Annotated in this window: 22 protein-coding genes; 13 read left to right on the top strand and 9 right to left on the bottom strand. The window is 69.4% G+C overall.

The annotated features are described in order from the left end of the window. Window positions 1-4: 4 nt before the first annotated feature. Together ACWDTS_RS00715 and ACWDTS_RS00710 are read right to left on the bottom strand one after the other, a co-directional pair. Window positions 5-1312 (bottom strand): alpha-hydroxy-acid oxidizing protein, encoded by a 1308-nt coding sequence (locus ACWDTS_RS00715; RefSeq protein ID WP_450117324.1) that lies wholly within the window; start codon window positions 1310-1312, stop codon window positions 5-7. A gap of 75 nt (window positions 1313-1387) precedes the next feature. Further along, on the bottom strand, window positions 1388-2902 hold the full coding sequence (locus ACWDTS_RS00710) for an ATP-dependent DNA ligase (protein WP_450117323.1): 1515 nt from the start codon (window positions 2900-2902) through the stop codon (window positions 1388-1390). 128 nt (window positions 2903-3030) lie between these two features. Here ACWDTS_RS00710 and ACWDTS_RS00705 point away from each other — a divergent pair, with 128 nt between their 5' ends. The 4 genes from ACWDTS_RS00705 to ACWDTS_RS00690 all read left to right on the top strand — a co-directional run bounded on the left by ACWDTS_RS00705 (window position 3031) and on the right by ACWDTS_RS00690 (window position 7090). Continuing rightward, window positions 3031-4461 (top strand): lipase maturation factor family protein, encoded by a 1431-nt coding sequence (locus ACWDTS_RS00705; protein WP_450117465.1) that lies wholly within the window; start codon window positions 3031-3033, stop codon window positions 4459-4461. Window positions 4462-4522: 61 nt separating this feature from the next. After that, window positions 4523-4996, top strand: coding sequence for a VOC family protein (locus tag ACWDTS_RS00700; RefSeq protein ID WP_197253921.1), 474 nt, complete (start codon window positions 4523-4525; stop codon window positions 4994-4996). A gap of 60 nt (window positions 4997-5056) precedes the next feature. Next, window positions 5057-5704: a maleylpyruvate isomerase family mycothiol-dependent enzyme gene (locus ACWDTS_RS00695; RefSeq protein ID WP_450117322.1), complete on the top strand. Its 648-nt coding sequence runs from the start codon at window positions 5057-5059 to the stop codon at window positions 5702-5704. A gap of 75 nt (window positions 5705-5779) precedes the next feature. Then, on the top strand, window positions 5780-7090 hold the full coding sequence (locus tag ACWDTS_RS00690; RefSeq protein WP_450108163.1) for an MFS transporter: 1311 nt from the start codon (window positions 5780-5782) through the stop codon (window positions 7088-7090). A 151-nt stretch (window positions 7091-7241) separates the two neighbouring features. Here ACWDTS_RS00690 and ACWDTS_RS00685 read toward each other — a convergent pair whose 3' ends face one another. Continuing rightward, complete coding sequence (locus tag ACWDTS_RS00685; protein ID WP_450108162.1) at window positions 7242-8147, bottom strand: sigma-70 family RNA polymerase sigma factor; 906 nt, start codon at window positions 8145-8147, stop codon at window positions 7242-7244. 75 nt (window positions 8148-8222) lie between these two features. Here ACWDTS_RS00685 and ACWDTS_RS00680 point away from each other — a divergent pair, with 75 nt between their 5' ends. Further along, complete coding sequence (locus tag ACWDTS_RS00680; RefSeq protein ID WP_197253913.1) at window positions 8223-8681, top strand: carboxymuconolactone decarboxylase family protein; 459 nt, start codon at window positions 8223-8225, stop codon at window positions 8679-8681. 45 nt (window positions 8682-8726) lie between these two features. Next, window positions 8727-9119 (top strand): hypothetical protein, encoded by a 393-nt coding sequence (locus ACWDTS_RS00675; RefSeq protein ID WP_197253911.1) that lies wholly within the window; start codon window positions 8727-8729, stop codon window positions 9117-9119. Window positions 9120-9185: 66 nt separating this feature from the next. Here ACWDTS_RS00675 and ACWDTS_RS00670 read toward each other — a convergent pair whose 3' ends face one another. Next, entirely contained in the window at window positions 9186-10883 is a 1698-nt protein-coding gene (locus tag ACWDTS_RS00670) for a fumarate hydratase (RefSeq protein WP_197253909.1), read from the bottom strand. Between the two features lie 207 nt (window positions 10884-11090). Here ACWDTS_RS00670 and ACWDTS_RS00665 point away from each other — a divergent pair, with 207 nt between their 5' ends. The 4 genes from ACWDTS_RS00665 (at window position 11091) to ACWDTS_RS00650 (ending at window position 14153) form a co-directional block, all read left to right on the top strand. Continuing rightward, window positions 11091-11846: a CPBP family intramembrane glutamic endopeptidase gene (locus ACWDTS_RS00665; RefSeq protein ID WP_450108161.1), complete on the top strand. Its 756-nt coding sequence runs from the start codon at window positions 11091-11093 to the stop codon at window positions 11844-11846. Window positions 11847-11968: 122 nt separating this feature from the next. Further along, entirely contained in the window at window positions 11969-12379 is a 411-nt protein-coding gene (locus tag ACWDTS_RS00660) for a YciI family protein (RefSeq protein ID WP_231611059.1), read from the top strand. Window positions 12380-12381: 2 nt separating this feature from the next. Then, window positions 12382-13629, top strand: a complete 1248-nt coding sequence (locus ACWDTS_RS00655) for an RNA polymerase sigma factor (RefSeq protein WP_450108159.1) — start codon at window positions 12382-12384, stop codon at window positions 13627-13629. Then, a complete protein-coding gene (locus ACWDTS_RS00650) occupies window positions 13629-14153 on the top strand; it encodes a 2'-5' RNA ligase family protein (protein ID WP_248673890.1) in 525 nt (174 codons plus the stop codon). The genes ACWDTS_RS00655 and ACWDTS_RS00650 overlap by 1 nt, the downstream gene beginning before the upstream one ends. Before the next feature lie 57 nt (window positions 14154-14210). Here ACWDTS_RS00650 and ACWDTS_RS00645 read toward each other — a convergent pair whose 3' ends face one another. Both ACWDTS_RS00645 and ACWDTS_RS00640 read right to left on the bottom strand, forming a co-directional pair. Further along, on the bottom strand, window positions 14211-14426 hold the full coding sequence (locus tag ACWDTS_RS00645) for a maltose regulon activator MalT (protein WP_420752866.1): 216 nt from the start codon (window positions 14424-14426) through the stop codon (window positions 14211-14213). Window positions 14427-14521: 95 nt separating this feature from the next. After that, on the bottom strand, window positions 14522-15316 hold the full coding sequence (locus ACWDTS_RS00640; protein ID WP_450117321.1) for a helix-turn-helix domain-containing protein: 795 nt from the start codon (window positions 15314-15316) through the stop codon (window positions 14522-14524). A gap of 121 nt (window positions 15317-15437) precedes the next feature. Here ACWDTS_RS00640 and ACWDTS_RS00635 point away from each other — a divergent pair, with 121 nt between their 5' ends. Beyond that, window positions 15438-15767, top strand: coding sequence for a DUF1330 domain-containing protein (locus tag ACWDTS_RS00635; protein WP_450108157.1), 330 nt, complete (start codon window positions 15438-15440; stop codon window positions 15765-15767). Here ACWDTS_RS00635 and ACWDTS_RS00630 read toward each other — a convergent pair. Further along, a complete protein-coding gene (locus ACWDTS_RS00630) occupies window positions 15764-16366 on the bottom strand; it encodes a mismatch-specific DNA-glycosylase (RefSeq protein WP_450117320.1) in 603 nt (200 codons plus the stop codon). The genes ACWDTS_RS00635 and ACWDTS_RS00630 overlap by 4 nt on opposite strands. Window positions 16367-16385: 19 nt before the next feature. After that, window positions 16386-17777, bottom strand: coding sequence for a carotenoid oxygenase family protein (locus ACWDTS_RS00625; RefSeq protein WP_450117319.1), 1392 nt, complete (start codon window positions 17775-17777; stop codon window positions 16386-16388). A gap of 127 nt (window positions 17778-17904) precedes the next feature. Here ACWDTS_RS00625 and ACWDTS_RS00620 point away from each other — a divergent pair, with 127 nt between their 5' ends. Beyond that, a complete protein-coding gene (locus tag ACWDTS_RS00620) occupies window positions 17905-18210 on the top strand; it encodes an antibiotic biosynthesis monooxygenase family protein (protein WP_197253895.1) in 306 nt (101 codons plus the stop codon). Window positions 18211-18214: 4 nt separating this feature from the next. Here ACWDTS_RS00620 and ACWDTS_RS00615 read toward each other — a convergent pair whose 3' ends face one another. After that, entirely contained in the window at window positions 18215-18706 is a 492-nt protein-coding gene (locus ACWDTS_RS00615; RefSeq protein ID WP_248673894.1) for a nuclear transport factor 2-like protein, read from the bottom strand. A gap of 211 nt (window positions 18707-18917) precedes the next feature. On the opposite strand from ACWDTS_RS00615, the gene ACWDTS_RS00610 reads away from it, so the two are divergent. Further along, complete coding sequence (locus ACWDTS_RS00610) at window positions 18918-19865, top strand: winged helix-turn-helix domain-containing protein (RefSeq protein WP_450117318.1); 948 nt, start codon at window positions 18918-18920, stop codon at window positions 19863-19865. Window positions 19866-19908: the final 43 nt, after the last annotated feature.

The raw sequence follows: 19908 nt of genomic DNA, 5'->3' as shown, positions 1-19908 counted from the left end.
TGGCTCACGTCGACGGATTGGGGCGCACGAACCGTTCGTCGATCTCGTCGACCGACCGCGCACCCGTCAACGCCATGGTGAGGTCGAACTCGGCGATCACATTGCGGATCACTTCCTCGACCCCGCGCTGCCCCGCGAGCGCCAGCCCGTACATGTAGGGCCGGCCGAGCAGCACCGCGTCGGCGCCGAGCGCGAGCGCGACGAATATGTCTGCGCCGCTTCGGATTCCGCTGTCCAGCAGGAGAGTCGGTCCCCGCCCGACCGCGGCCCGGATGTCGAGGAGCGCATCGAGCGAAGCGAGCGAACCGTCGATCTGGCGGCCGCCGTGATTCGACACCACGATCGCGTCCACACCGAGATCGACGGCGCGGCGCGCATCGTCGGGATGCAGAATCCCCTTGAGCACCACCGGCAACCGGGTGCGGTCGCGCAGCGTCGCCAGATGATCCCAGCTCAGGCCCGGATTGGAGTAGATCTCGAGGAACGTTTCCGCGGCGGCACGCGGAACGGGGGAGCGCAGGTTGTCGAGGAACCGGCCCGGATGGTTCCGGGTCATCGCCAGCAGCGTGCGGATCGCACCCCACGTGATGTCGGGCCGCTCCGCGACCGTCTCGCGTGCCGCGTCGATCCGCCGCCGCACGATGTCGCGGAAACGCGGATCGGACGTGTACTGGGCGATGCCCTCGCCACGCGCGAACGGCAGCGAACCGAGATTCAGATCCTGCGGACGCCACCCCAGCACGGTCGTGTCGAGGGTGACGACGACGGCCTCCGCGCCGATCGTCTCGGCCCGGTGCAGCAGGCTGTCGACGAGGTCCTCGTCCGAGCTCCAGTACAGCTGGAACCACCGCGGTGCGTCGCCCATCGCGGCGGCGCAGTCCTCCATCGGCGTGCAGCCCTGGTTGGAGAAGATGTACGGCACCCCCGTTGCCGCGGCGGCCCGCGCGATCGCCAGGTCGCTGTCGGGGGCCATCAACGCGCCCGCACCGACCGGTGCGAGCAGCAGCGGCGACGACAACGCGGTGTTCACCACCGTGGTGCCGAGGTCGCGTTCGGTGACGCCGTGCGCCATGCGCGGCACGATCGCCCACCGGTCGAACGCGCGCCGGTTGTTGCGCATCGTGCGGCCCTCACCGGCACCTCCCGCGACGTACGCCCAGGCACGCTTCGAACTGGCCCGGCGCGCGGCGCGCTCCAGATCGGCGAAGTTCGTCGGGACGGCCGGGCGGCGGCCGAGCGCCCCGTCGCGGTAGACGACACCCTGACGTTCCCGGCCGGGACCTGCGGCGGGGGAGGCGGCGATTTCGGTCACGGGTTCTCCTCTCGGGGCGCACGCACATCGACGACGGTAACCGCGACCCGCGGCCGGGAATCGGCATTCGGCCGTTTACCGGGACGGCAGCAGCGCGCGCACCGCGTCGATGGTGTCCGCGTCGGCGGCGTCCTTGTCGGGCCGGTACCGCAGCACCCGCGCGAACCGCAGCGCCACCCCGCCGGGATAACGCGGGCTGACCTGCACCCCGTCGAGTTCGATCTCGACGACCAGCTCGGGACGCAGGTAGACGGTGTGCGCGTCGCGGGCACGTTCGCGGCGCGGGAACTCCTCGGTCTGCCAGCGCAGCAGCTCGTCGGTCAGGCCCTTGAACGTCTTGCCGACCATGACCGGTTCGCCGCCGTCGGGGTCGCGGGCGCCCAGGTGCAGGTTCGACAGGTATCCGGTGCGCCGGCCGTAGCCCCACTCGGCGCCGAGTACCACCAGGTCCAGCGTGTGTTCGGGTTTGACCTTGAGCCAGGTGCGGCCACGCCGTCCGGCCGCGTATGGGTCGGTGAGGGACTTGACCATCACACCCTCATGGCCGTCGGCCAGGGCAGCGTCGAAGTGCGCTGCTGCCGCCTCCGGATTGGGCTCGATCAGGGACGGGATCCGGTACGGCGCTGCGACCGTGTCGAGGGCGGCGATCCGGTCCGTGAGCGGGGCGTCGAGCAGATCGGTGCCGTCCAGATGCAGGCAGTCGAAGAAGTACGGGTGCAGCAGCAGGTCGTGGGCGCTCGCCGCGCCGAACCGGCTCATCGTCTCCTGGAACGGGCGCGGTCGTCCGCTGTCGGTCAGCGCCAGGGTTTCGCCGTCGAGCACGACACTCGAACACGGCAGTGCCGCAACCAGTTCGACGAGCTCGGGCACGCTCGACGTGATGTCGCGCAACGTGCGGGTGTAGACGCGGACGTCGTCGCCGTGCCGGTGCACCTGGATGCGGGCGCCGTCCAATTTGTACTCGACGCTCACTACCGGGCCGAGCTGGGTGAGCGCCTCGGCGAGCGACCCGGCGGGGGACGCGAGCATCGGCCGGACCGGCCGTCCTACCTCGAGCCGGAACACGCCCAGCGCCTCCACACCGCCCGCGAGCGCGGCCGCCGCGGTCGCGGGGAGGCGGCCCGACAACATGAACGCGCGGCGCGCCGCCTCGACCGGTACCGACGAGGCCGCGGCGACGGCGTCGGTCATCACCCCTTCGAGCGCGCCCTGCCGCAGATCGCCGGTGAGCAGGCGGACCAGGAACTGCTGCTCGTCCGCGGTCGCGGCACCGAACAAGGAGGTCAGCAGCGTGCGGCGGCGTTCCGTGGAGCCCGCGCCGGTGGTCGCGGCGAGGGTGGTGAAGGTCGCGTCGACGTCACCGACCGACAGGGTCGGCTCGGGTGCCGGGTCGATCTGCAGGCCGGTGAGGGTGCGCCACCCGACGCCGATCCGGCCCTGCCGCACCTCGCCCGACAGCCACGCGACGACCGGTTCCACCTCGTCCGGGTCCAGGTCGGCGAGCAGCTCCCGCAGCAGCGCGACCTTCTCCCGCCGTGAGCGGGTGGCACCCACGGCGTCCGACACGGCGACGATCCGGGACACACGCACAGTCCGACGGTAGCCGCGTCCGGGCGGTGGGGACCGATATTCGCTCCGGACGGACGACGGTGCCCTCTCGGGGAGGCGCGGGTTTTCAAAGCGTCGCAGCGGTGGGATCCTCGGAATCGGTGAGGGCGGTGGACTGGTTCGATGCGGACGGTTACACGTGGGGCCGGTTGTTCTTCACGCGGGGACTCGCGGCCCTGTACTTCGTCGCGTTCCTGGTGGCGTTCAACCAGTTCCGGGCGCTGCTCGCGTCCGATGGGCTGCTCCCCATCCCGGACTTCGTGCGGGCGGTGCCGTTCCGGCGGTCGCCGAGCCTGTTCCATTGGCACTATTCGGACCGGTTCTACGCCGCGGTCGCGGCGACCGGGGCGGTGCTCGCCGCCGCCACGATCCTCGGGGTCACGGACCTGCTGCCGCTGCCGTTGACGATGCTCGTGTGGTTCGTCCTGTGGGCGCTGTACCTGTCCATCGTCAACGTGGGGCAGGTGTGGTACTCGTTCGGCTGGGAATCGTTGCTGCTCGAAGCGGGTGTGCTCGCGATCTTCCTGGGCAATGCGGAGATCGCGCCGCCGTTCGTCGTGCTGATCCTGCTGCGGTGGCTGCTGTTCCGCCTCGAGTTCGGAGCGGGTCTGATCAAGATGCGCGGCGACCGCTGCTGGCGGGACCTGACGTGCCTGTACTACCACCACGAGACCCAGCCGATGCCCGGCCCGTTCAGCTGGTACTTCCATCGCCTGCCGCGACCGCTGCACAAGGTGGAGGTCCTCGGCAACCACTTCACGCAGCTCGTCGTGCCGTTCGGGTTGTTCCTGCCGCAACCGGTCGCCGGGATCGCCGCCGGGATCATGATCGTCACCCAGTTGTGGCTGGTGGCCAGCGGCAACTTCTCGTGGTTGAACTGGATGGCGATCATCCTCGGGTTGTCCGTGATACCGAATGCGGCCTACGACCTGGTGTTGCCTTTCGGCGCCCCCGGCGGCCACAAGGACACACCAGCGGCCTTCACTGCGGCCGCATTGGCCCTGGCCGCCGTGGTGGTGGTGCTGAGCTACCAGCCGATCCGGAACATGGCGTCGGGCAAGCAGAAGATGAACGCCAGCTTCAACAAGTGGCATTTCGTCAACACCTACGGCGCGTTCGGCAGCGTGACGCGAGTACGACGCGAGGTCGTCGTCGAAGGCACCTCCGATGCGACGATCGGCCCCGACACGGAATGGAAGGAATACGAATTCAAGGGCAAGCCGGGCGACCTGCGGCGCCGGCCCCGCCAGTTCGCGCCCTACCATCTGAGGCTGGACTGGCTCATGTGGTTCGCCGGGATCTCCCGGGACTACGCGGCCGCCTGGTTCCCGCAGCTCATGGCGAAACTGCTCAGCAACGACAAACACGTCCTGAAGCTGCTGCGGCACAACCCGTTCCCGGACGAACCGCCGCGCTTCGTGCGCGCCCGCCTGTACCGGTACCGGTTCACCACCCGCGCGCAGCGGCGTGCGACGGGTGAGTGGTGGGAGCGGAGCCTGATCGGCGAGTTCTTCTACCCGGCCGAGCTGGTCGACCGATGAGTTTTCCCGCGCCGCGGGGTCTGTGTAGGCGACGATGGAAACCCGAGACGAGGAGAAACCGATGCCCGCGATCACCCCGTGGCTGTGGTTCGACATGAACGCGCAGGAAGCAGCCGAGTACTACATCACGGTGTTCCCCAATTCGCGCATTCTGAAGGTCACCCCCTATCCCGAGGACTCACCGGTTCCGGCGGGCACCGCCCTGACCGTCGAGTTCGAACTCGACGGCACCCGGTTCAGCGGGCTCAACGGCGGTCCCCAGTTCCGGTTCAACGAGGCCGTGTCGTTCGCGATCGACTGCGCCGACCAGGACGAGGTGGACCACTACTGGGACGCCCTCACCGCCGACGGCGGCGAGGAATCGCAGTGCGGATGGCTGAAGGACAGGTTCGGGGTGTCCTGGCAGGTGGTGCCGCGCAGGCTCGGGGAACTGATGTCCGACCCGGATCTGGGAGTCGTGCAGCGGGTCAGCGACGCGCTGATGAAGATGCACAAGATCGAGGTGCCGGTGCTCGAGGAGGCGGCGCGCGGCTGAACGTGCCGGGTGTCATCCGGGCCGGGTGTCGTGCGGGCGGACAGGAAACGGGGTGGCCGGATGGACTCCGACGAGGTGTGGGACGCGATCGACGACCAACGTCGACGCACGGCCGACCTGCTCGAACAGCTTTCCGACGACGAGTGGTCGCACCCGTCGTTGTGCGAGGGCTGGACCGTGCGCGACGTCGCCGCCCACCTGACGCTGCAGCAGATCACGCTCGGTCAGGCGATCCGGATGGCGCTGCGGCATCCCGGCAGCGTCAACACGACGATCCGCGAGGCCGCCCGCAGCCGCGCCGCGTCACCGCCCGAACGGCTGGTCGCGGACATCCGGGCCATGATCGGCTCGCGCCGGCACAACATCGGCCTCACCGAGCTCGAGACACTGATCGACATCCTCGTCCACAGCCAGGACATCGCGGTGCCGCTGCAGCGGGACCTCCCGATGCCGACCGCGGCGGCGGCCACCGCGGCGGATCGGGTCTGGTCCTCGCGTGGAACGAGCAAGAGCCGGGTCTTCGAGTCTGTTCCGCTCGACGGATTCCGCTTCATCGCAACCGATGTCGACTGGTCGGTCGGCGAGGGTCCGGAGGTGCGCGGACCGATCTCCGCGATTCTGCTGCTGCTCACCGGCCGGCGCGCGGCACTGTCGCGTCTGAGCGGGGAGGGGGCAGAGGCGTTGCGTGGGCAGTCGATGCCTTCCTGACGGCCTCCCGGGTGTGCGAAACCCCATCGCGTCGCTCACTGCGAACCGAGCGGCCCGGCCGGTACGTTGCGCTTCATGACCACGCGCGCCCAGCGGCTCGACGAACTGCCGTTCACCCGCAGACACACCAGGCTGGTGCTCGGCTCCGGCATCGGCTGGGCGCTCGACGCGATGGACGTCGGGCTCATCTCGTTCGTGATGGCCGCCCTCGCCGTGCAATGGAACCTCAGCAGCACCCAGCTCTCGTGGATCGGCTCGATCGGGTTCGTCGGCATGGCCGTCGGGGCGGCGCTCGGCGGGCTGCTCGCCGACCGCATCGGACGCCGGCAGGTGTTCGCGACCACGCTGCTCGTCTACGGCCTGGCGACCGGTGCGTCGGCGCTGGCCGGATCGGTCGCGGTGCTGTTGGTGCTGCGGTTCGTCGTCGGACTCGGGCTGGGGGCGGAACTCCCGGTCGCATCGACGCTGGTCAGCGAGTACGCGCCGCGCAAGGTGCGTGGTCGCGTGGTGGTGGCGCTCGAAGCGTTCTGGGCGGTCGGCTGGATCATGGCCGCGCTGATCGGCTACTTCGTCGTGCCGATCAACGACGACGGCTGGCGCTGGGCACTGCTCGCCGGTGTCGTCCCGACGCTGTACGCCGTGGTGATCCGGTTGGGTCTTCCCGAATCGGTGCGCTTCCTCGAGCGGAAGGGCCGATTCGCCGAAGCGGAAGCCGCGGTGCGGGCGTTCGAGCGGTCGGCGGGCGTCGCCGTCGCCACGCCCCCGCTCGACGAACCGGTTGCGGAGCCGACACCCGTCGTCGCGGAATCGATCTGGTCCCCGCGGTTGCGGGGGCGCACCGCGGCACTGTGGATCGTGTGGTTCGGCATCAACCTGTCGTACTACGGCGCGTTCATCTGGCTGCCCAGCCTGCTCGTCAATCAGGGCTTCGACCTGGTCAAGTCGTTCGAATACACCCTGATCATCACGCTCGCGCAGCTACCCGGCTACGCGGTCGCGGCCTGGCTGATCGAAGTGTGGGGCCGCCGCGCGACCCTCGCGACGTTCCTCGTCGGCTCGGCGGTCGCGGCGGGACTGTTCGGGCTCGCGGACACTCCGACCACGATCGTCGCGGCGGGAATGATGCTGTCGTTCTTCAACCTCGGCGCGTGGGGCGCGTTGTATGCGATCGGGCCGGAGCTGTATCCGACGTCGGTGCGCGGGGCCGGCACCGGCGCCGCCGCGGCGTTCGGCCGGATCGCGTCGATCCTCGCGCCGCTCATGGTGCCGTGGCTGCTGCACGGCGGGAACGGGCTCGTGTTCGGGGTGTTCGCGGCCGCGTTCGCCGTCGCCGCGGTCGCGGCCTACACCCTGCCGGAGCGGGCGGGGACCGTGCTCGACGCCTGACCGTCGGCGGTGTGCGCTCCGCGCGTCCGAGCGAATGTATCGCTCGTCTCCTTCGATCGATCGAATGTACCGCTCGCTCGGAAAAGGTAGGGGGACTCGCTCGGAAAAGGTAGGGGGACTCGCTCGGAAAAGGTAGGGGGACGCGGCGACGTCAGTCGTCGACGAACACGATGTCGAGCGCGGCGATCTCGTCGGGATCGACCACCACGTCGATCGCTGCGACCCGGCCGTCGTCGATCGTGAAGACGAACACGGACCGCGGCATGCCGCCCGGTGCCCAGGCCGCGCCGGGCATGCCATCGACGAGGACGGTCTGCGCCTTCCGGGCGCGTCCGGAGAACGCGGTGGCCACCGCCTTGGCCCCGACCAGTTCGCGGTCGAGCAGGGGCGCCCCGGCCGCGGCGGCGTCCTGCGCGGCGGCGACCGCGGCGTCGTCGGCGTGCAGGCGCACCTCGGGGTCGAGCAGCGTCAGCAGGTCGTCGAACCGGCCTTCCCGGGACGCGGCGAGGAACGCGTCGACGACCTGCCGCCGGCGCGACAGGTCCGATGGGGTGAGGGTCGCGCCCTGCACCCGGCGTCGCGCGCGGCTGGCGAGCTGCCGGGGCGCGGCAGGGGCGCGGTCGACGATGGGGGCGATCTCGTCGAACGGCACACCGAACATGTCGTGCAGCACGAACGCGAGCCGTTCCGCCGGGCCGAGGGTGTCGAGGACGACGAGCATCGCGACTCCGACGGAATCGGCAAGAACCGCTTCGTGTTCCGGCCCGGTCGCAGGCTGGGGGAGTGCGGGCTCCCGGGGGTGATCGGGATCGTCGAGGGAGACCTCGGATCGTGATCGGCGGGCCCGCAGCTGATCCAGGCATACACGGCTCACGACGGTGGTCAGCCAGCCGGCGAGGTTGGCGACTTCACTGGTGTCGGAACGGCTCAGCCGCAGCCACGTTTCCTGCAGTGCGTCGTCGGCGTCCGCCCCCGATCCCAGCATGCGGAAGGCGACGGACCACAGGTGTGTTCGGTGGGTCTCGAACTGCCGCGCCAGGAAATCCTCGTCGCTCATCTGTCACATCCTTCCGCCCTGTTCCGTCGATGTGGTGATGAACCGGAACGACCCGATGTGACAAGGAGCGAACCGATGCAGGCTCGAATGAAGAATCCGGTGATGGTCCTGCCCGCGGCGATGCAGGCGATCCACGCGCTCGGACAGTCCACCGACGACGTCGACATTCCCGTGAAGACGTTGCATCTGATGCACCTGCGGGCCAGTCAGATCAACGGCTGCGGCGTGTGTGTCGATCTGCACCCGCGGCTCGCGTTGAAGGACGGCGAGACGGCCGAGCGGCTGTTCGCGGTGGCCGCCTGGCGCGAATCCCCGTACTTCACGGACGAGGAACGCGCGGCGCTGGCGCTGACCGAGGCGGTCACCCGGCTCGCGGACCGGCCGGACCCGGTTCCCGACGAGGTGTGGGACGCGGCCGCCGATCTCTACACCGAGGAGCAGCTCGCGGCGCTGATCGTGCAGATCGCGACGATCAACGTCTGGAATCGGATCAATGCCTCGGTGAAGCAGGTGGCGGGAGCGGCAGTGCTGTGAGGGACGGTTGCCGGCCCTCGACATAATCTGGAATAATTCCAAATTATGAACGTCCAGAGGAACTCGGTCACGATCCGCCCCCTGGTCCTCGGCGGGTTGCGACCCCTGTACCGGCAGATGCGTCACAACCGCGTGCGGACCGTCCGTTTCGAGCACGACGCCGACGTCGCGCGCTTCGACGTCTGCCTGACCGACGGGCACGCGGGCGCGGCACTCGAGATCCGCTCGCCCCGGCTTCCGGGACCGCTCACGCTCGCGCTCGGCACCAACTTCCGGGCCGAACCCGCGCTCGACCCCGACGTCTGCCGGGCCCTGTGCGCGGTGCTGAAGCCCGGAGAACCCGCCTCGGCGGCCACCGTCGTGCGGTTCCTGCAGGACGTGGTCGCGCAGGCACCCGCGGTGCTCTCCCGCACCGAGCCGTGCGCGGCCTGCGCCTGACGGCCGCAGACGAAACAACGCATCCGCGAACCGAAACGGTCCGCGGATGCGTTGGGGTGCAACCGATCAGAGGCCGGGGCGCTTACCGATCGTCAGCGTGACCTCGCCGGTACCGGCGAAGAAGTCGTTGCCCTTGTCGTCGACGACGATGAAGGCCGGGAAGTCCTCGACCTCGATCTTCCAGACCGCCTCCATGCCGAGTTCCTCGTACTCGACGACCTCGACGCTCTTGATGCAGTCCAGCGCCAGGCGGGCGGCCGGGCCGCCGATCGAGCCGAGGTAGAAGCCGCCGTGCTTCTCGCACGCGTCGGTGACCTGCTTGGAGCGGTTGCCCTTCGCGAGCATCACCATCGAGCCACCCGCGGCCTGGAACTGCTCGACGTACGAGTCCATGCGACCCGCCGTGGTCGGGCCGAACGAGCCGGACGCCAGGCCGTCGGGGGTCTTGGCCGGACCCGCGTAGTAGACCGGGTGGTCGCGCAGGTACTGCGGCATCTCCTCGCCGGCGTCGAGCCGTTCCTTGATCTTGGCGTGCGCGATGTCGCGGGCGACGACCAGCGGTCCGGTCAGCGACAGCCGGGTCTTGACCGGGTGCTTGGACAGCTCGGCCAGGATCTCCGGCATCGGCCGGGTCAGATCGATCTTGACGGCGGCACCCTTGCCGGTGCCGGACACGCCGTCGGTCTCGGCATCGAGGCGCTCGTCGGTGATCTCCGGCAGGAACCGGCCCGGGTTGAATTCGAGCTGCTCGAGGAACACGCCCTCGGGGGTGATCTTCGCCTTCGCCTGGCGGTCCGCCGAGCAGGACACGGCGATCGCGACGGGCAGCGACGCGCCGTGGCGGGGGAGGCGGATCACGCGGACGTCGTGGCAGAAGTACTTGCCGCCGAACTGCGCGCCGATGCCGATCTTCTGGGTGAGCTCGAAGACCTTCTTCTCGAGCTCGTGGTCGCGGAACCCGCGGCCGGTGATCGCGCCCTCGGTGGGCAGCTCGTCCAGGTAGTGCGCCGATGCGTACTTCGCGGTCTTGAGCGCGAACTCGGCGGACGTGCCACCGACGACGATCGCGAGGTGGTACGGCGGGCACGCGGCGGTGCCGAGAGAGCGGATCTTGGCCTCGAGGAACTGCATCATCGAGTCCGGATTCAGGATGGCCTTCGTCTCCTGGTACAGGTACGACTTGTTGGCCGATCCGCCGCCCTTGGCCATGAACAGGAACTTGTAGGAGTTCTCGTGGCCCTTCGCGGTGTCCGCGTACAGCTCGATCTGGGCGGGCAGGTTGTTGCCCGTGTTCTTCTCGTCCCACATGGTCAGGGGAGCGTTCTGCGAGTAGCGCAGGTTCAGCTTCGTGTACGCGTCGTACACGCCGCGCGCGATCGACTCCTCGTCGTCGCCGGGGGTGAGCACGTGCTGGCCGCGCTTGCCCATGACGATGGCGGTGCCGGTGTCCTGGCACATCGGGAGCACGCCGGCCGCGGCGATGTTCGCGTTCTTCAGGAGATCCAGGGCCACGAACTTGTCGTTGTTCGACGCTTCCGGGTCCTCGAGGATGCTGGCGAGCTGCTTCAGGTGATCCGTGCGCAGGTAGTGGGAAATATCGTGCAGCGCGGTCTCGGTGAGCAGGCGGAGAGCCTCGGGTTCGACCTTCAGGAAGGTGCGGCCGTCGGGTCCTTCGACGGTGGACACCCCCTCGCTGGTCAGCAGCCGGTATTCGGTGGGGTCTTCCCCGATGGGCAGCAGGTCCTCGTAGAGGAAGTCGGCCATGATTACTCCTGGAGAGGGGCTGGGTTCGGCTAACAGGCTAGCGGCGACGACGCAAGACCTTGACAACGGGGCGTGTGACCCAGCCGATTCCTGATCGCGAAGTGACGTGCGTCACCTGCGGTTTTCCGGCTCTCGGTGACGGGTGGTACGCCGTTGCAGTGATGTGCGTCATGCCGCGACGGGGCCGCAATCCGTACACTTGTGAGGATGCTTCTCGCGAATATGCCCGGCGGAGTCACCGCGGGTCTCGTACGCCTCCACCGCGCTCACGCGTGGCTCGACGTTCTCGTCGTCGTCGCCGTGCTCGTCGCCACCAACATGGTGGCCCACTTCACCACCGTGTGGGCGTCCATCGCGACCGTGCCCATCGCTGCGCTCGTGCTCGTCGCGATGATGCGGCACCGCGGAATGCGCTGGTCGGAACTCGGACTGTCGCCCCGGCACTGGAAGCGCGGGACGCTCTACTCGCTCGGGGCCATCGGGCTCGTCGTCGGCGTCGTCGCCGTCGGTATCGCGCTGCCGTTCACCCGGCAGTTCTTCCTGTCCGAGCGGTACGCGACCATCTCCGGTGCCCTCGTCGCATCGATGATCGTGATTCCCCTGCAGACCGTCATCCCGGAAGAACTCGCCTTCCGCGGGGTCCTGCACGGCGCGCTCGAACGCGCGTGGGGAGCCCGCGGCGTCTTCGCCGCCGGCTCGCTGCTGTTCGGCCTGTGGCACATCGCGTCGTCGCTCGGCCTCACCTCCGGGAACGCGGGCCTGAGCGCAGTGCTCGGCGGTGGCGTGTGGGGGCAGGTCCTCGGCATCGCGGGCGCGGTCGTCGCGACCGCGGCCGCCGGATTCGTCTTCACCTGGCTGCGTCGTCGCAGCGGCAGCATCCTCGCCCCGATCGCGCTGCACTGGTCGCTCAACGGTGTCGGTGCGCTCGCGGCCGCGCTGGTGTGGCACGTGACCGTGGCCTGATCGGCACCGAAGTCTCCCGCATTCGCCGATAATTTCTCTTCAGGACTGTGTCCGGACGGGGTCACCGGCTCCGACGTATCCGATGCAGCACCCATCCGGGGTGCCACGGAGGAGGAACGGCCATGAAATTCATGATCCAGAGTTACGGGACCCAGCAGGACTACGACGGCATGGCGGGCAAGAGCACGGGGACGCCCGCATGGTCGCAGGAGGACTTCGCGGCCATGGCCGAGTTCATGACCAAGTTCAATGCCGAACTCGAGGCCTCCGGCGAACTCGTCGAGACCCGGGGACTGGCCGCGCCCGTCCACACCCGGCGCGTCGGGCCCGGCGCGCTCGTGACCGACGGGCCGTACGCCGAGTCCGAGGAAGTGCTCGCCGGTTACTGGATCGTCGAGTGCGACAGCTTCGACCGCGCCACCGAGATCGCGCTCCGGCTCGCCGAGTGCCCGGCGCCGCCGCATGTCCGTGCCGCCGCCTACGCCGACGTCCGTCCCATCGACGAAGGCGTGCCCCCGGAACCCGAACCGTAGACATGCACGACACCGCGCTCGAGGACGTGCTGCGCAACGAAGCGCCGCGCGTCCTCGGTGCGGTCGTCCGGCGTTACGGGCGCTTCGACCTGGCCGAGGACGCGGTGCAGGAAGCGCTGCTGGCGGCCGCGACCGGATGGCCGCGCTCGGGGCTTCCGGACGATCCGGGGGCGTGGCTCGTCACCGTCGCATCACGACGGTTGACCGACCTGCTGCGCAGCGAGCAGGCGCGGCGGCGCCGCGAGGATGTCGTCACGCAATGGACACCGTCCGATCGATGGCGAGCACCCGCGGCGGATGCGGACGTCCCCTCCGACGACACGCTCGTGCTGCTGTTCCTGTGCTGCCACCCGTCGCTGACGCCCGCATCCCAGGTCGCGCTCGCGTTGCGGGCCGTCGGCGGCCTGACCACCGCGGAGATCGCGCGGGCGTTCCTGACCTCCGAGGACACGATGGCCCGCCGGATCAGCCGCGCGAAGAAACGTATCGAGGACAGCGGCGAGCCGTTCCGGATGCCCGCGGCCGACGGATACGCCGAGCGACTCGCAGCGGTGCTGCACGTGCTGTACCTGATCTTCACGGAGGGCTACGCCGCGACCTCGGGCACGGACCTCGTCCGCCACGACCTGTCGTCGGAGGCGATCCGGCTGGCCCGCATCGTCCACAGGGTGCTCCCGTCCGACCCCGAGGTGGCGGGACTGCTGGCATTGATGCTTCTGACGGACGCGCGGCGCGGCGCGCGGGTGTCCGCCGACGGAGCGTTGATCCCGCTGGACGCGCAGGACCGCTCGCTGTGGGATCGCGACGCCGTCGCCGAGGGCACGGCACTGGTTGCCGGGGCACTTCGTTCTGGGGCACTTCGCCGCCGCGAAGCCGGCCCGTACCAGCTCCAGGCCGCGATCGCCGCGGTGCACGATCGTGCGTCTCGTGCGGAGGAGACGGACTGGCCGCAGATCGTGCGGCTCTACGAACTGCTGCTGCGGATGTCGGACAACCCCGTCGTCGCGCTCAATCACGCCGTCGCCGTCGCGATGGCACGCGGTCCCGAGGAGGGGCTCGACCTCCTCGCGCGGCTCGCTGCCGACGACCGTGTCGCGGACGGCCGGCGGTTCCATGCGGTGCGGGCGCATCTGCTCGAGATGCTGGGCGACGAGGCGGCAGCCCGGGCGGAATACGGCGAGGCCGCGCGACGCGCCACGAGCCTGCCCCAGCAGCGGTATCTGTACGCGCGAGCCGAACGTCTCGGCTGATGGCTCTCGCGGTGTGCCTGCTCTTCGACAGGGAAACCGAACGCGCGTTGCGCCGCCTGTGGGACAGGCTCGAGGACCTCGACATTCCCACGCTGCTCACGCACACCCACCGCCGTCACGTCCCGCACCTGTCCTATGCGGTACTGCGGACCTTCGTCGTCGACGAGGTCGCGGCCGCTGTCGAGACGCTGGCGGACGGAGGTCCCATGGTCCTGCACTTCGACGCGCTCGGCACCTTCCGGCGCGGGCGCATCTGGCTGGCGCCGGCACCCACCGCAGACCTGCTCCAGCGGCAGCGCCGCGTCGTCGACGCGGTCGTCGCCACCGGCGCGGACCTGCACAAGCACTACCGCCCCGACGTCTGGATGCCCCACTGCACGCTGAGTCCGCGTACACGGTTGACCGACCTGCCGCGACTTGCCGCCGCGATCTACGACGTGCTGCCCGTCGCCGCGGTCGTGGATGCGGCGGCACTCGTCGACAGCAGGACAGGGGAGCGCTATGCGCTCCGGATCATTCCGTGAGCCGGATGGTTCCGTGACTCCGGATGATGCCGTGGCTCAGGATGATTCGGTGAGAGTTCAGTCTTCCGGGTTCTCCACCCAGTGCCCGTACGGGGGCGGACCCTCGCTCTGGATCTGCACACCGAACACGTGCGAGTGCTTCCACACATAGCCGTGCAGCACGTGCTCCTCGGACGTCGTCGTGTTGACGACGACGATGTCGCCGCTCGGTCGTTCCTCGAGGACGAAACCGTTGTTGCGTCCGTCCAGAACCCACCACTTTGCAGTGCTCATGATCGGTGTCCTCCGGATCCGGTTTCACGATGATGGGGCCGTTTCGACGTTACCGCGCGGCGGTGCGACTCGAGAGCGGTTCGGTGCCGACCGGTTCACTTGCCGAGCAGCACACGGGCGGTCGCGTCGTCGGCGGGATAGAACGCCTCGATCGCCAGTTCAGACACCGTCACATCGAGCGGGGTTCCGAACAGTGTGGTGGTACTCAGCAGCGACAACTCGACGTCGCCGACCCGCAACCGCAGCGGTACCACGAGCGCTGCGCTGTCACCGGCGTCCGCGTGCCCGGCCTCCGCGGTCCCGTCCCCGGGGTAGCCCTCGAGTTCGGCGTGCAGGCGCATCAGCTCGGGGTCGCCGGTCGCCCCGATCTGGTGCCGCAGTCGTGCCAGCAGATGCGCCCGCCATTGGCCCAGATTCGAGATCAGCGGGGCGAGCCCCTCGGGATGCAGCGTCAACCGCAGCACGTTCACCGGGGGCTCGACGAGGGCCGGTGCGCAGGCTGCGAGGAGTCCGGTGACGGCGTCGTTCGCGTCGATCATCGTCCAGTGCCGATCCACCACCAGCGCCGGAAACGGCATGTGCGACGTCAGGATCCGGCCGATCGCGTCGGACACGGCGGCCATCGGCACGTCGCCGAGCCGATGCTCCGGATATGCCGGGGCCAGACCCGCTGCGAGCAACAGCGCGTTGCGTTCCCGCAGCGGAAGATCCAGGTGTTCGCCGAGTGCGAGCAGCATCCTGCGCGACGGCTTCGACCGGCCGGTCTCGACGAAACTGAGGTGCCGCGCCGACACCCCCGCGAGGTTGGCGAGGGCGAGCTGGCTCAGCCCGCGACGTTCCCGCCAGTGCCGCAGCAGCGCGCCGGCCGATTCCTGCTGCACGGTTGTCATGTATTCGACGGTAGGGGAGGCCGGGAAGGGCTGCCATTACCTCACAGGTAATCGATTCGTGTCGCCGCGACCGGGAGTCTCGTCTGTGTACCCACCGGCCAACGAACCACGGGAGAAGAAAATGACCGCATACGCCGTCGCCCACCTGCGCTCGGTCGATTTCGGACCGGAGATCGTGCGCTACCTCCAGGAGATCGACGCGACCCTCGACGAATTCGGGGGCCGGTTCCTCGTCCACGGCACCGATCCGGTGGTCGTGGAAGGAACGTGGCCCGGACATCTCATCGTCATCGAGTTCCCGGACGCCGAGCATGCCCGTGCCTGGTACGAATCGCCCGCGTACCAGGCGATCCTGCCGCTGCGCACCGAGCACTCCGACGGCTCCGCGATCCTCGTCGAGGGGGTCGGGCCGGGCTACCGCGCCAGTGACTACCTGGCCAAGGTCCGCTAGTCGCCGGTGTGCCTTTGTGGCGCCCCTGGCCGCCACAAAGGCACACCGGCGCGGAGCGCCGGCTCGGCGTAGGCGGTGGCGAGCGAGTCGACCGTGTCGTGGGCGTTGAGTCCGCTCGGGTTCGGCACCACCCACAGCGGGACGCCGCCGATCGTCTCGTCCTGCAGGCCCGTCACCGCCTTACGCCGTCCGAAAGCGGTGCGGTAGGCGGTGATTCCGGCGACCGCGACCACCCGTGGCGTGAACTCGGCGACGACGGCGGCGAGCCGTTCGGCACCCGCGCGCAGTTCGGCGGTGGTCAGTTCGTCGGCGCGGGCGGTCGCGCGCGGGACCAGGTTGGTGATCCCGACACCACGGTCGAGCAGATGCTGCCGGTCCTCCGGGCTCATCCCCGCGCCGGGATCGATCGGGCGCGTGATGATCCCGGCGCGCAGCAGCGCGGGATAGAACCGGTTTCCGGGGCGCGCGAAATGCGCGCCGGTCGCCGCCGTCCACAGACCCGGATTGATCCCGACGAACAGCAACCGGCATCCGGGCCCGATCAGATCGGGGACGAGGGCGTCGCGAAACGACTCGAGTTCTGCGCGTGTGAATCCCACGCGACCACCGTAGGCGGTGTCAGGAAGCCGGAATCCACGCCCCGTGCAGACCCGCGGGAACCCGGATCGGCAGCCGCACCCGCGTGAGCGGACCCGACGCGGGATCCTCCGCCGGGAAGATGAGGAACCAGCTGGTCAGGTCGTTGCGATCGGTGGCGATGGTGCCCCAGTATCCGGGTCCGCCGTTGCTGCTCGGCAGGTAGGCGGGTTCGCCCGGTGCCAGCGATCCGCCGAGCCACACGGACTCGGTGCCCGCGGCGACGTCGAACCAGAACAGTGCGTCCGCATCACCCGCCGGCAGCTCGGTCGCGCCGGATTCGCCGACCGTGGCCACGACCCGATGGGTCTCGGTGAGCCGGCGGTCGTCCACGCGGGGGAATTCGATGTTGCGCTCGTGCAGCGTCGTCCGGGTGATCCCGTTGCGTCCGATCACCGCGCGGCGCAGGGCGCTCGGGTTGGGATCGGCGGAGTCGACGAGCCCACCCGGGTACTGCCATTCGACGTAGTCGACGGCAACCGAGCCGTCGGGTAGGTCGAAGGCGTTTGCGGTGTGCCACACCCAGAACGCGTCGGTGGTGTGCCACTGGATTGCGCTGCCGTCGCGAGGAATCAGTGCGATCCGCACACCCAGTTCGGGCTGCCAATCCAGCGGCGAAGCTCCCGTGAAGATCCGGCCGAGCTCGAACACGAACGGCGCCAGGATCAGGACGACGTACCGCTCGGTGAGAGCCATGTCGTGGATCATCAACGGGCGATCGGCACCGTCGACCGGTGTCGGGCCGCGCGTCACCGTGCCGTCGGCGCCGATCACCGACCAGGTCAGGTACGGCGCGTCCAGCACGTAGCAGAACGACACCATCTCGCCGGTGCGGGGATCGACCTTGGGGTGCGCGGTGAGTCCGACCGGCAGGGCGCCGTCGAAGGTTTCGCGCCCGAGCGTCTCGAGGTCGGAACCCAACGCGTAGGGGGGAGCGGCCTCCGCCAGCGCGAGCAACCGGCCGCCGTGCCGGATCACGTTGATGTCCGGGAGTTCCCGGATCGTGTTCGCCAGGTCGGGGCCGACCTCCTCGGCAGGCGGAAAGTAGGGATCGGTCAGTCCCGACCACAAGGCGCGGCCGGCCTTCTCCTCGGCGAGCACATTCGGTGTCCGGACGAACCGGTTCGTGTATCGCGCTGTACCGTCGGTCAATTCGACGCGGTGCACCATGCCGTCGCCGTCGATGGGGTAGACGTAGCTGCCGATCGGATCGAAGCGCGGATTGGGCCCGTTGCGCAGATAACTGCCGTGCAGATCGTCGGGGAGTTCGCCGACGATCTCGAGGCCGCGGACGTCGACCTCCTCCCGCTGGGGAGCGAACAGTCCGCTCAGATGCGGGTGGTGAGCCATGTCGATCGGTGCCGGACGGGCCACGGACCTGATCGTAGTCAACGGGAAGCGCGGACGAGGGCGATCCGGCTCGACATTTGTCGACACGATGTCGATATGATGTGCCGCGGCGGCCTCGGAGGGCCCGCCCGAACGGAAACAAGGAGCATCAATGTTCATCGTCACCAACCGCATCCCGGTCCCGGCCGAGACCGCCGAAGCGTTCGAGAAGGTCTTCGTCGAGAGCATGAACACCACGCTCGCCGGCGTCCCGGGTCTGCACCGGACGACGCTGCAGCGTCCCGTCGGCGACGACGCCCCCTACGTCTCGACGATGGAGTTCGACACCCGCGAGGACTTCCTCGCGTGGCTGAAGTCGGACTCGTTCCGCGCCTCCCATTCCGACCCGAACGCGCCCGGCATGCAGGCCCCGAGCGCGGTCGAGCAGCACGAGCTCATCGCTGACGTACGGAACTGAGGGCTCAGCGTCCGTATCGGTTCCACCAGATGCGGGCGTCCTCGGGCAGGGTGCCCGCCGCCTCCGCGGCGCGGCACCAGCCTTGGGCCATGCGCAGGAAGTTCATCGGGTTGTAGGCGTCCTCCTCGTAGCACCACAACCCGTCGCCGCCGTAGTGCAGGATCGTGATGTTCGCGGCCGCGTGGTGCGAGCCGTCGCCCGGATCCTCCATCGGGTTGTCGATCTCGGCGATCACCCACCCGCGGTCGGCGTCGATCACCGACCAGGTCGCGGGGAACGCGGTCATCCGGTTGCCGGGGAACGCGCCCATCGTGCGGATCACCCACTCGCGGATCGCGATGCGGCCCTCGAACCGGCCGTACGCGTGCTCGTAGTAGCGGGCGTCCTCGGTGAACCGGTCCGCGAACAGTCCCCAGTCGCCGGTCCGCCGCGCATCCGCGGACGCCTGCTGGTACAGCGCGAACGCATCCTCGAGTTCGCTGTGACTCCATCCCATGCCGTGACCCACCCCGTCTCGAACACCGCCACTCGCCGGTGACCCGGCGTGGTCCGGGTCACTATCGCACGCCGATGCCCGCTCGCGGCGGGTCGTCCCACGCGGTGGGAGCGTGTGCGTGCGCCGCTGTGCTCGGGCGATCCGCTAGGGTGATTCCGACGTGCAGGATCGAGAGCGGTGCGGAGACAACCCGCACGCGATTGGGGAAGGTGTGCAGCGCCGGAACGTGGTCGGAACCTCTGCCGAAAGTTCGGCCGGTGACGAGGTCGCCCTGCCGCCGTACACGGATCTGTTGTGGCCCACCCTGCAGGCGGTCATCGCCCTCGGCGGGTCCGGCGTCATCGAGGACATCGACAGCGAAGTGATCGACCGTGCCGGCCTGCCCGAGGCGGTGCGCACCGTGCTGCACGGCGACGGTCCCGGTACCGAGATCGAATACCGGGTGGCGTGGGCACGCACCTATCTCAAGGGCATGGGCCTGCTCTCGAACACCCGCCGCGGTGTCTGGAGCGTGACCGACCGGGGACGGGCGGTGCGCGAATCCGAGATCAAGCCCATGCAGGTGGCGTACACCGCGGAGAAGCGCCGCAAGCGGCTGGTCCGCAACGCGTCGTTGGGCGCTCAGGTCGTTCCGCTCGTGGCGGCACCCGAGGATCCCGAACTCTGGCGCGAACCGGTCCTGGCCGCGATCGCCGAACTGCCCGCCGACGGCTTCGCCCGGATGGTCACCTCGGTGCTGCGCGCCGCCGGATTCACGACCCTGACGATCCCCGCGCCCGGTTCCGTGCCGGACAGCGAACCCGACGACGCGGACGCCGCCGTCGAGGGCACCGGTGTGCTGCGGGTCTCGCTGCTCAGCTTCTCCGTCTTCTTCCGGTTCGTGCGCGGCCCCGAGCGGGCCGGCGCCGACGTCGTCCGCGAGTTCCGCGCCGCAATGGTGGGTCGCGGCGACAAGGGGCTGCTCGTCTCCACCGGTTCGTTCACCGACGACGCCCGCGCGGAGGCACACCGGCACGGCGCACCGCCGATCGACCTGATCGACGGCGACGGCCTGTGCGACCTGCTCAAGGAACACGGGCTCGGCGTGCGCACCACGGTGCGGACGGTCGAGGACGTCGCGCTGGTGCCGGCCTACTTCGCGGATCTCGCCGGCCGATAGCCGGGCGACAGCCGGCACCTCGGTTTCGCGTGTTACCCCTGTG

The sequence above is a fragment of the Rhodococcus sp. NPDC003383 genome, from assembly GCF_053589115.1.
Note: the sequence above shows the minus strand (reverse complement) of the source record. Positions and strands in the feature narration are given on the sequence as shown.

Bases quoted from the DNA above. Each gene is read 5' to 3' on its own strand.
- ACWDTS_RS00700 (WP_197253921.1), top strand. From the start codon at position 4,523: ATGCCCGCGATCACCCCGTGGCTGTGGTTCGACATGAACGCGCAGGAA.
- ACWDTS_RS00695 (WP_450117322.1), top strand. From the start codon at position 5,057: ATGGACTCCGACGAGGTGTGGGACGCGATCGACGACCAACGTCGACGC.
- ACWDTS_RS00690 (WP_450108163.1), top strand. From the start codon at position 5,780: ATGACCACGCGCGCCCAGCGGCTCGACGAACTGCCGTTCACCCGCAGA.
- ACWDTS_RS00685 (WP_450108162.1), bottom strand. From the start codon at position 8,147: ATGAGCGACGAGGATTTCCTGGCGCGGCAGTTCGAGACCCACCGAACA.
- ACWDTS_RS00680 (WP_197253913.1), top strand. From the start codon at position 8,223: ATGCAGGCTCGAATGAAGAATCCGGTGATGGTCCTGCCCGCGGCGATG.
- ACWDTS_RS00675 (WP_197253911.1), top strand. From the start codon at position 8,727: ATGAACGTCCAGAGGAACTCGGTCACGATCCGCCCCCTGGTCCTCGGC.
- ACWDTS_RS00670 (WP_197253909.1), bottom strand. From the start codon at position 10,883: ATGGCCGACTTCCTCTACGAGGACCTGCTGCCCATCGGGGAAGACCCC.
- ACWDTS_RS00665 (WP_450108161.1), top strand. From the start codon at position 11,091: ATGCTTCTCGCGAATATGCCCGGCGGAGTCACCGCGGGTCTCGTACGC.
- ACWDTS_RS00660 (WP_231611059.1), top strand. From the start codon at position 11,969: ATGAAATTCATGATCCAGAGTTACGGGACCCAGCAGGACTACGACGGC.
- ACWDTS_RS00655 (WP_450108159.1), top strand. From the start codon at position 12,382: ATGCACGACACCGCGCTCGAGGACGTGCTGCGCAACGAAGCGCCGCGC.
- ACWDTS_RS00650 (WP_248673890.1), top strand. From the start codon at position 13,629: ATGGCTCTCGCGGTGTGCCTGCTCTTCGACAGGGAAACCGAACGCGCG.
- ACWDTS_RS00645 (WP_420752866.1), bottom strand. From the start codon at position 14,426: ATGAGCACTGCAAAGTGGTGGGTTCTGGACGGACGCAACAACGGTTTC.
- ACWDTS_RS00640 (WP_450117321.1), bottom strand. From the start codon at position 15,316: ATGACAACCGTGCAGCAGGAATCGGCCGGCGCGCTGCTGCGGCACTGG.
- ACWDTS_RS00635 (WP_450108157.1), top strand. From the start codon at position 15,438: ATGACCGCATACGCCGTCGCCCACCTGCGCTCGGTCGATTTCGGACCG.
- ACWDTS_RS00620 (WP_197253895.1), top strand. From the start codon at position 17,905: ATGTTCATCGTCACCAACCGCATCCCGGTCCCGGCCGAGACCGCCGAA.
- ACWDTS_RS00615 (WP_248673894.1), bottom strand. From the start codon at position 18,706: ATGGGATGGAGTCACAGCGAACTCGAGGATGCGTTCGCGCTGTACCAG.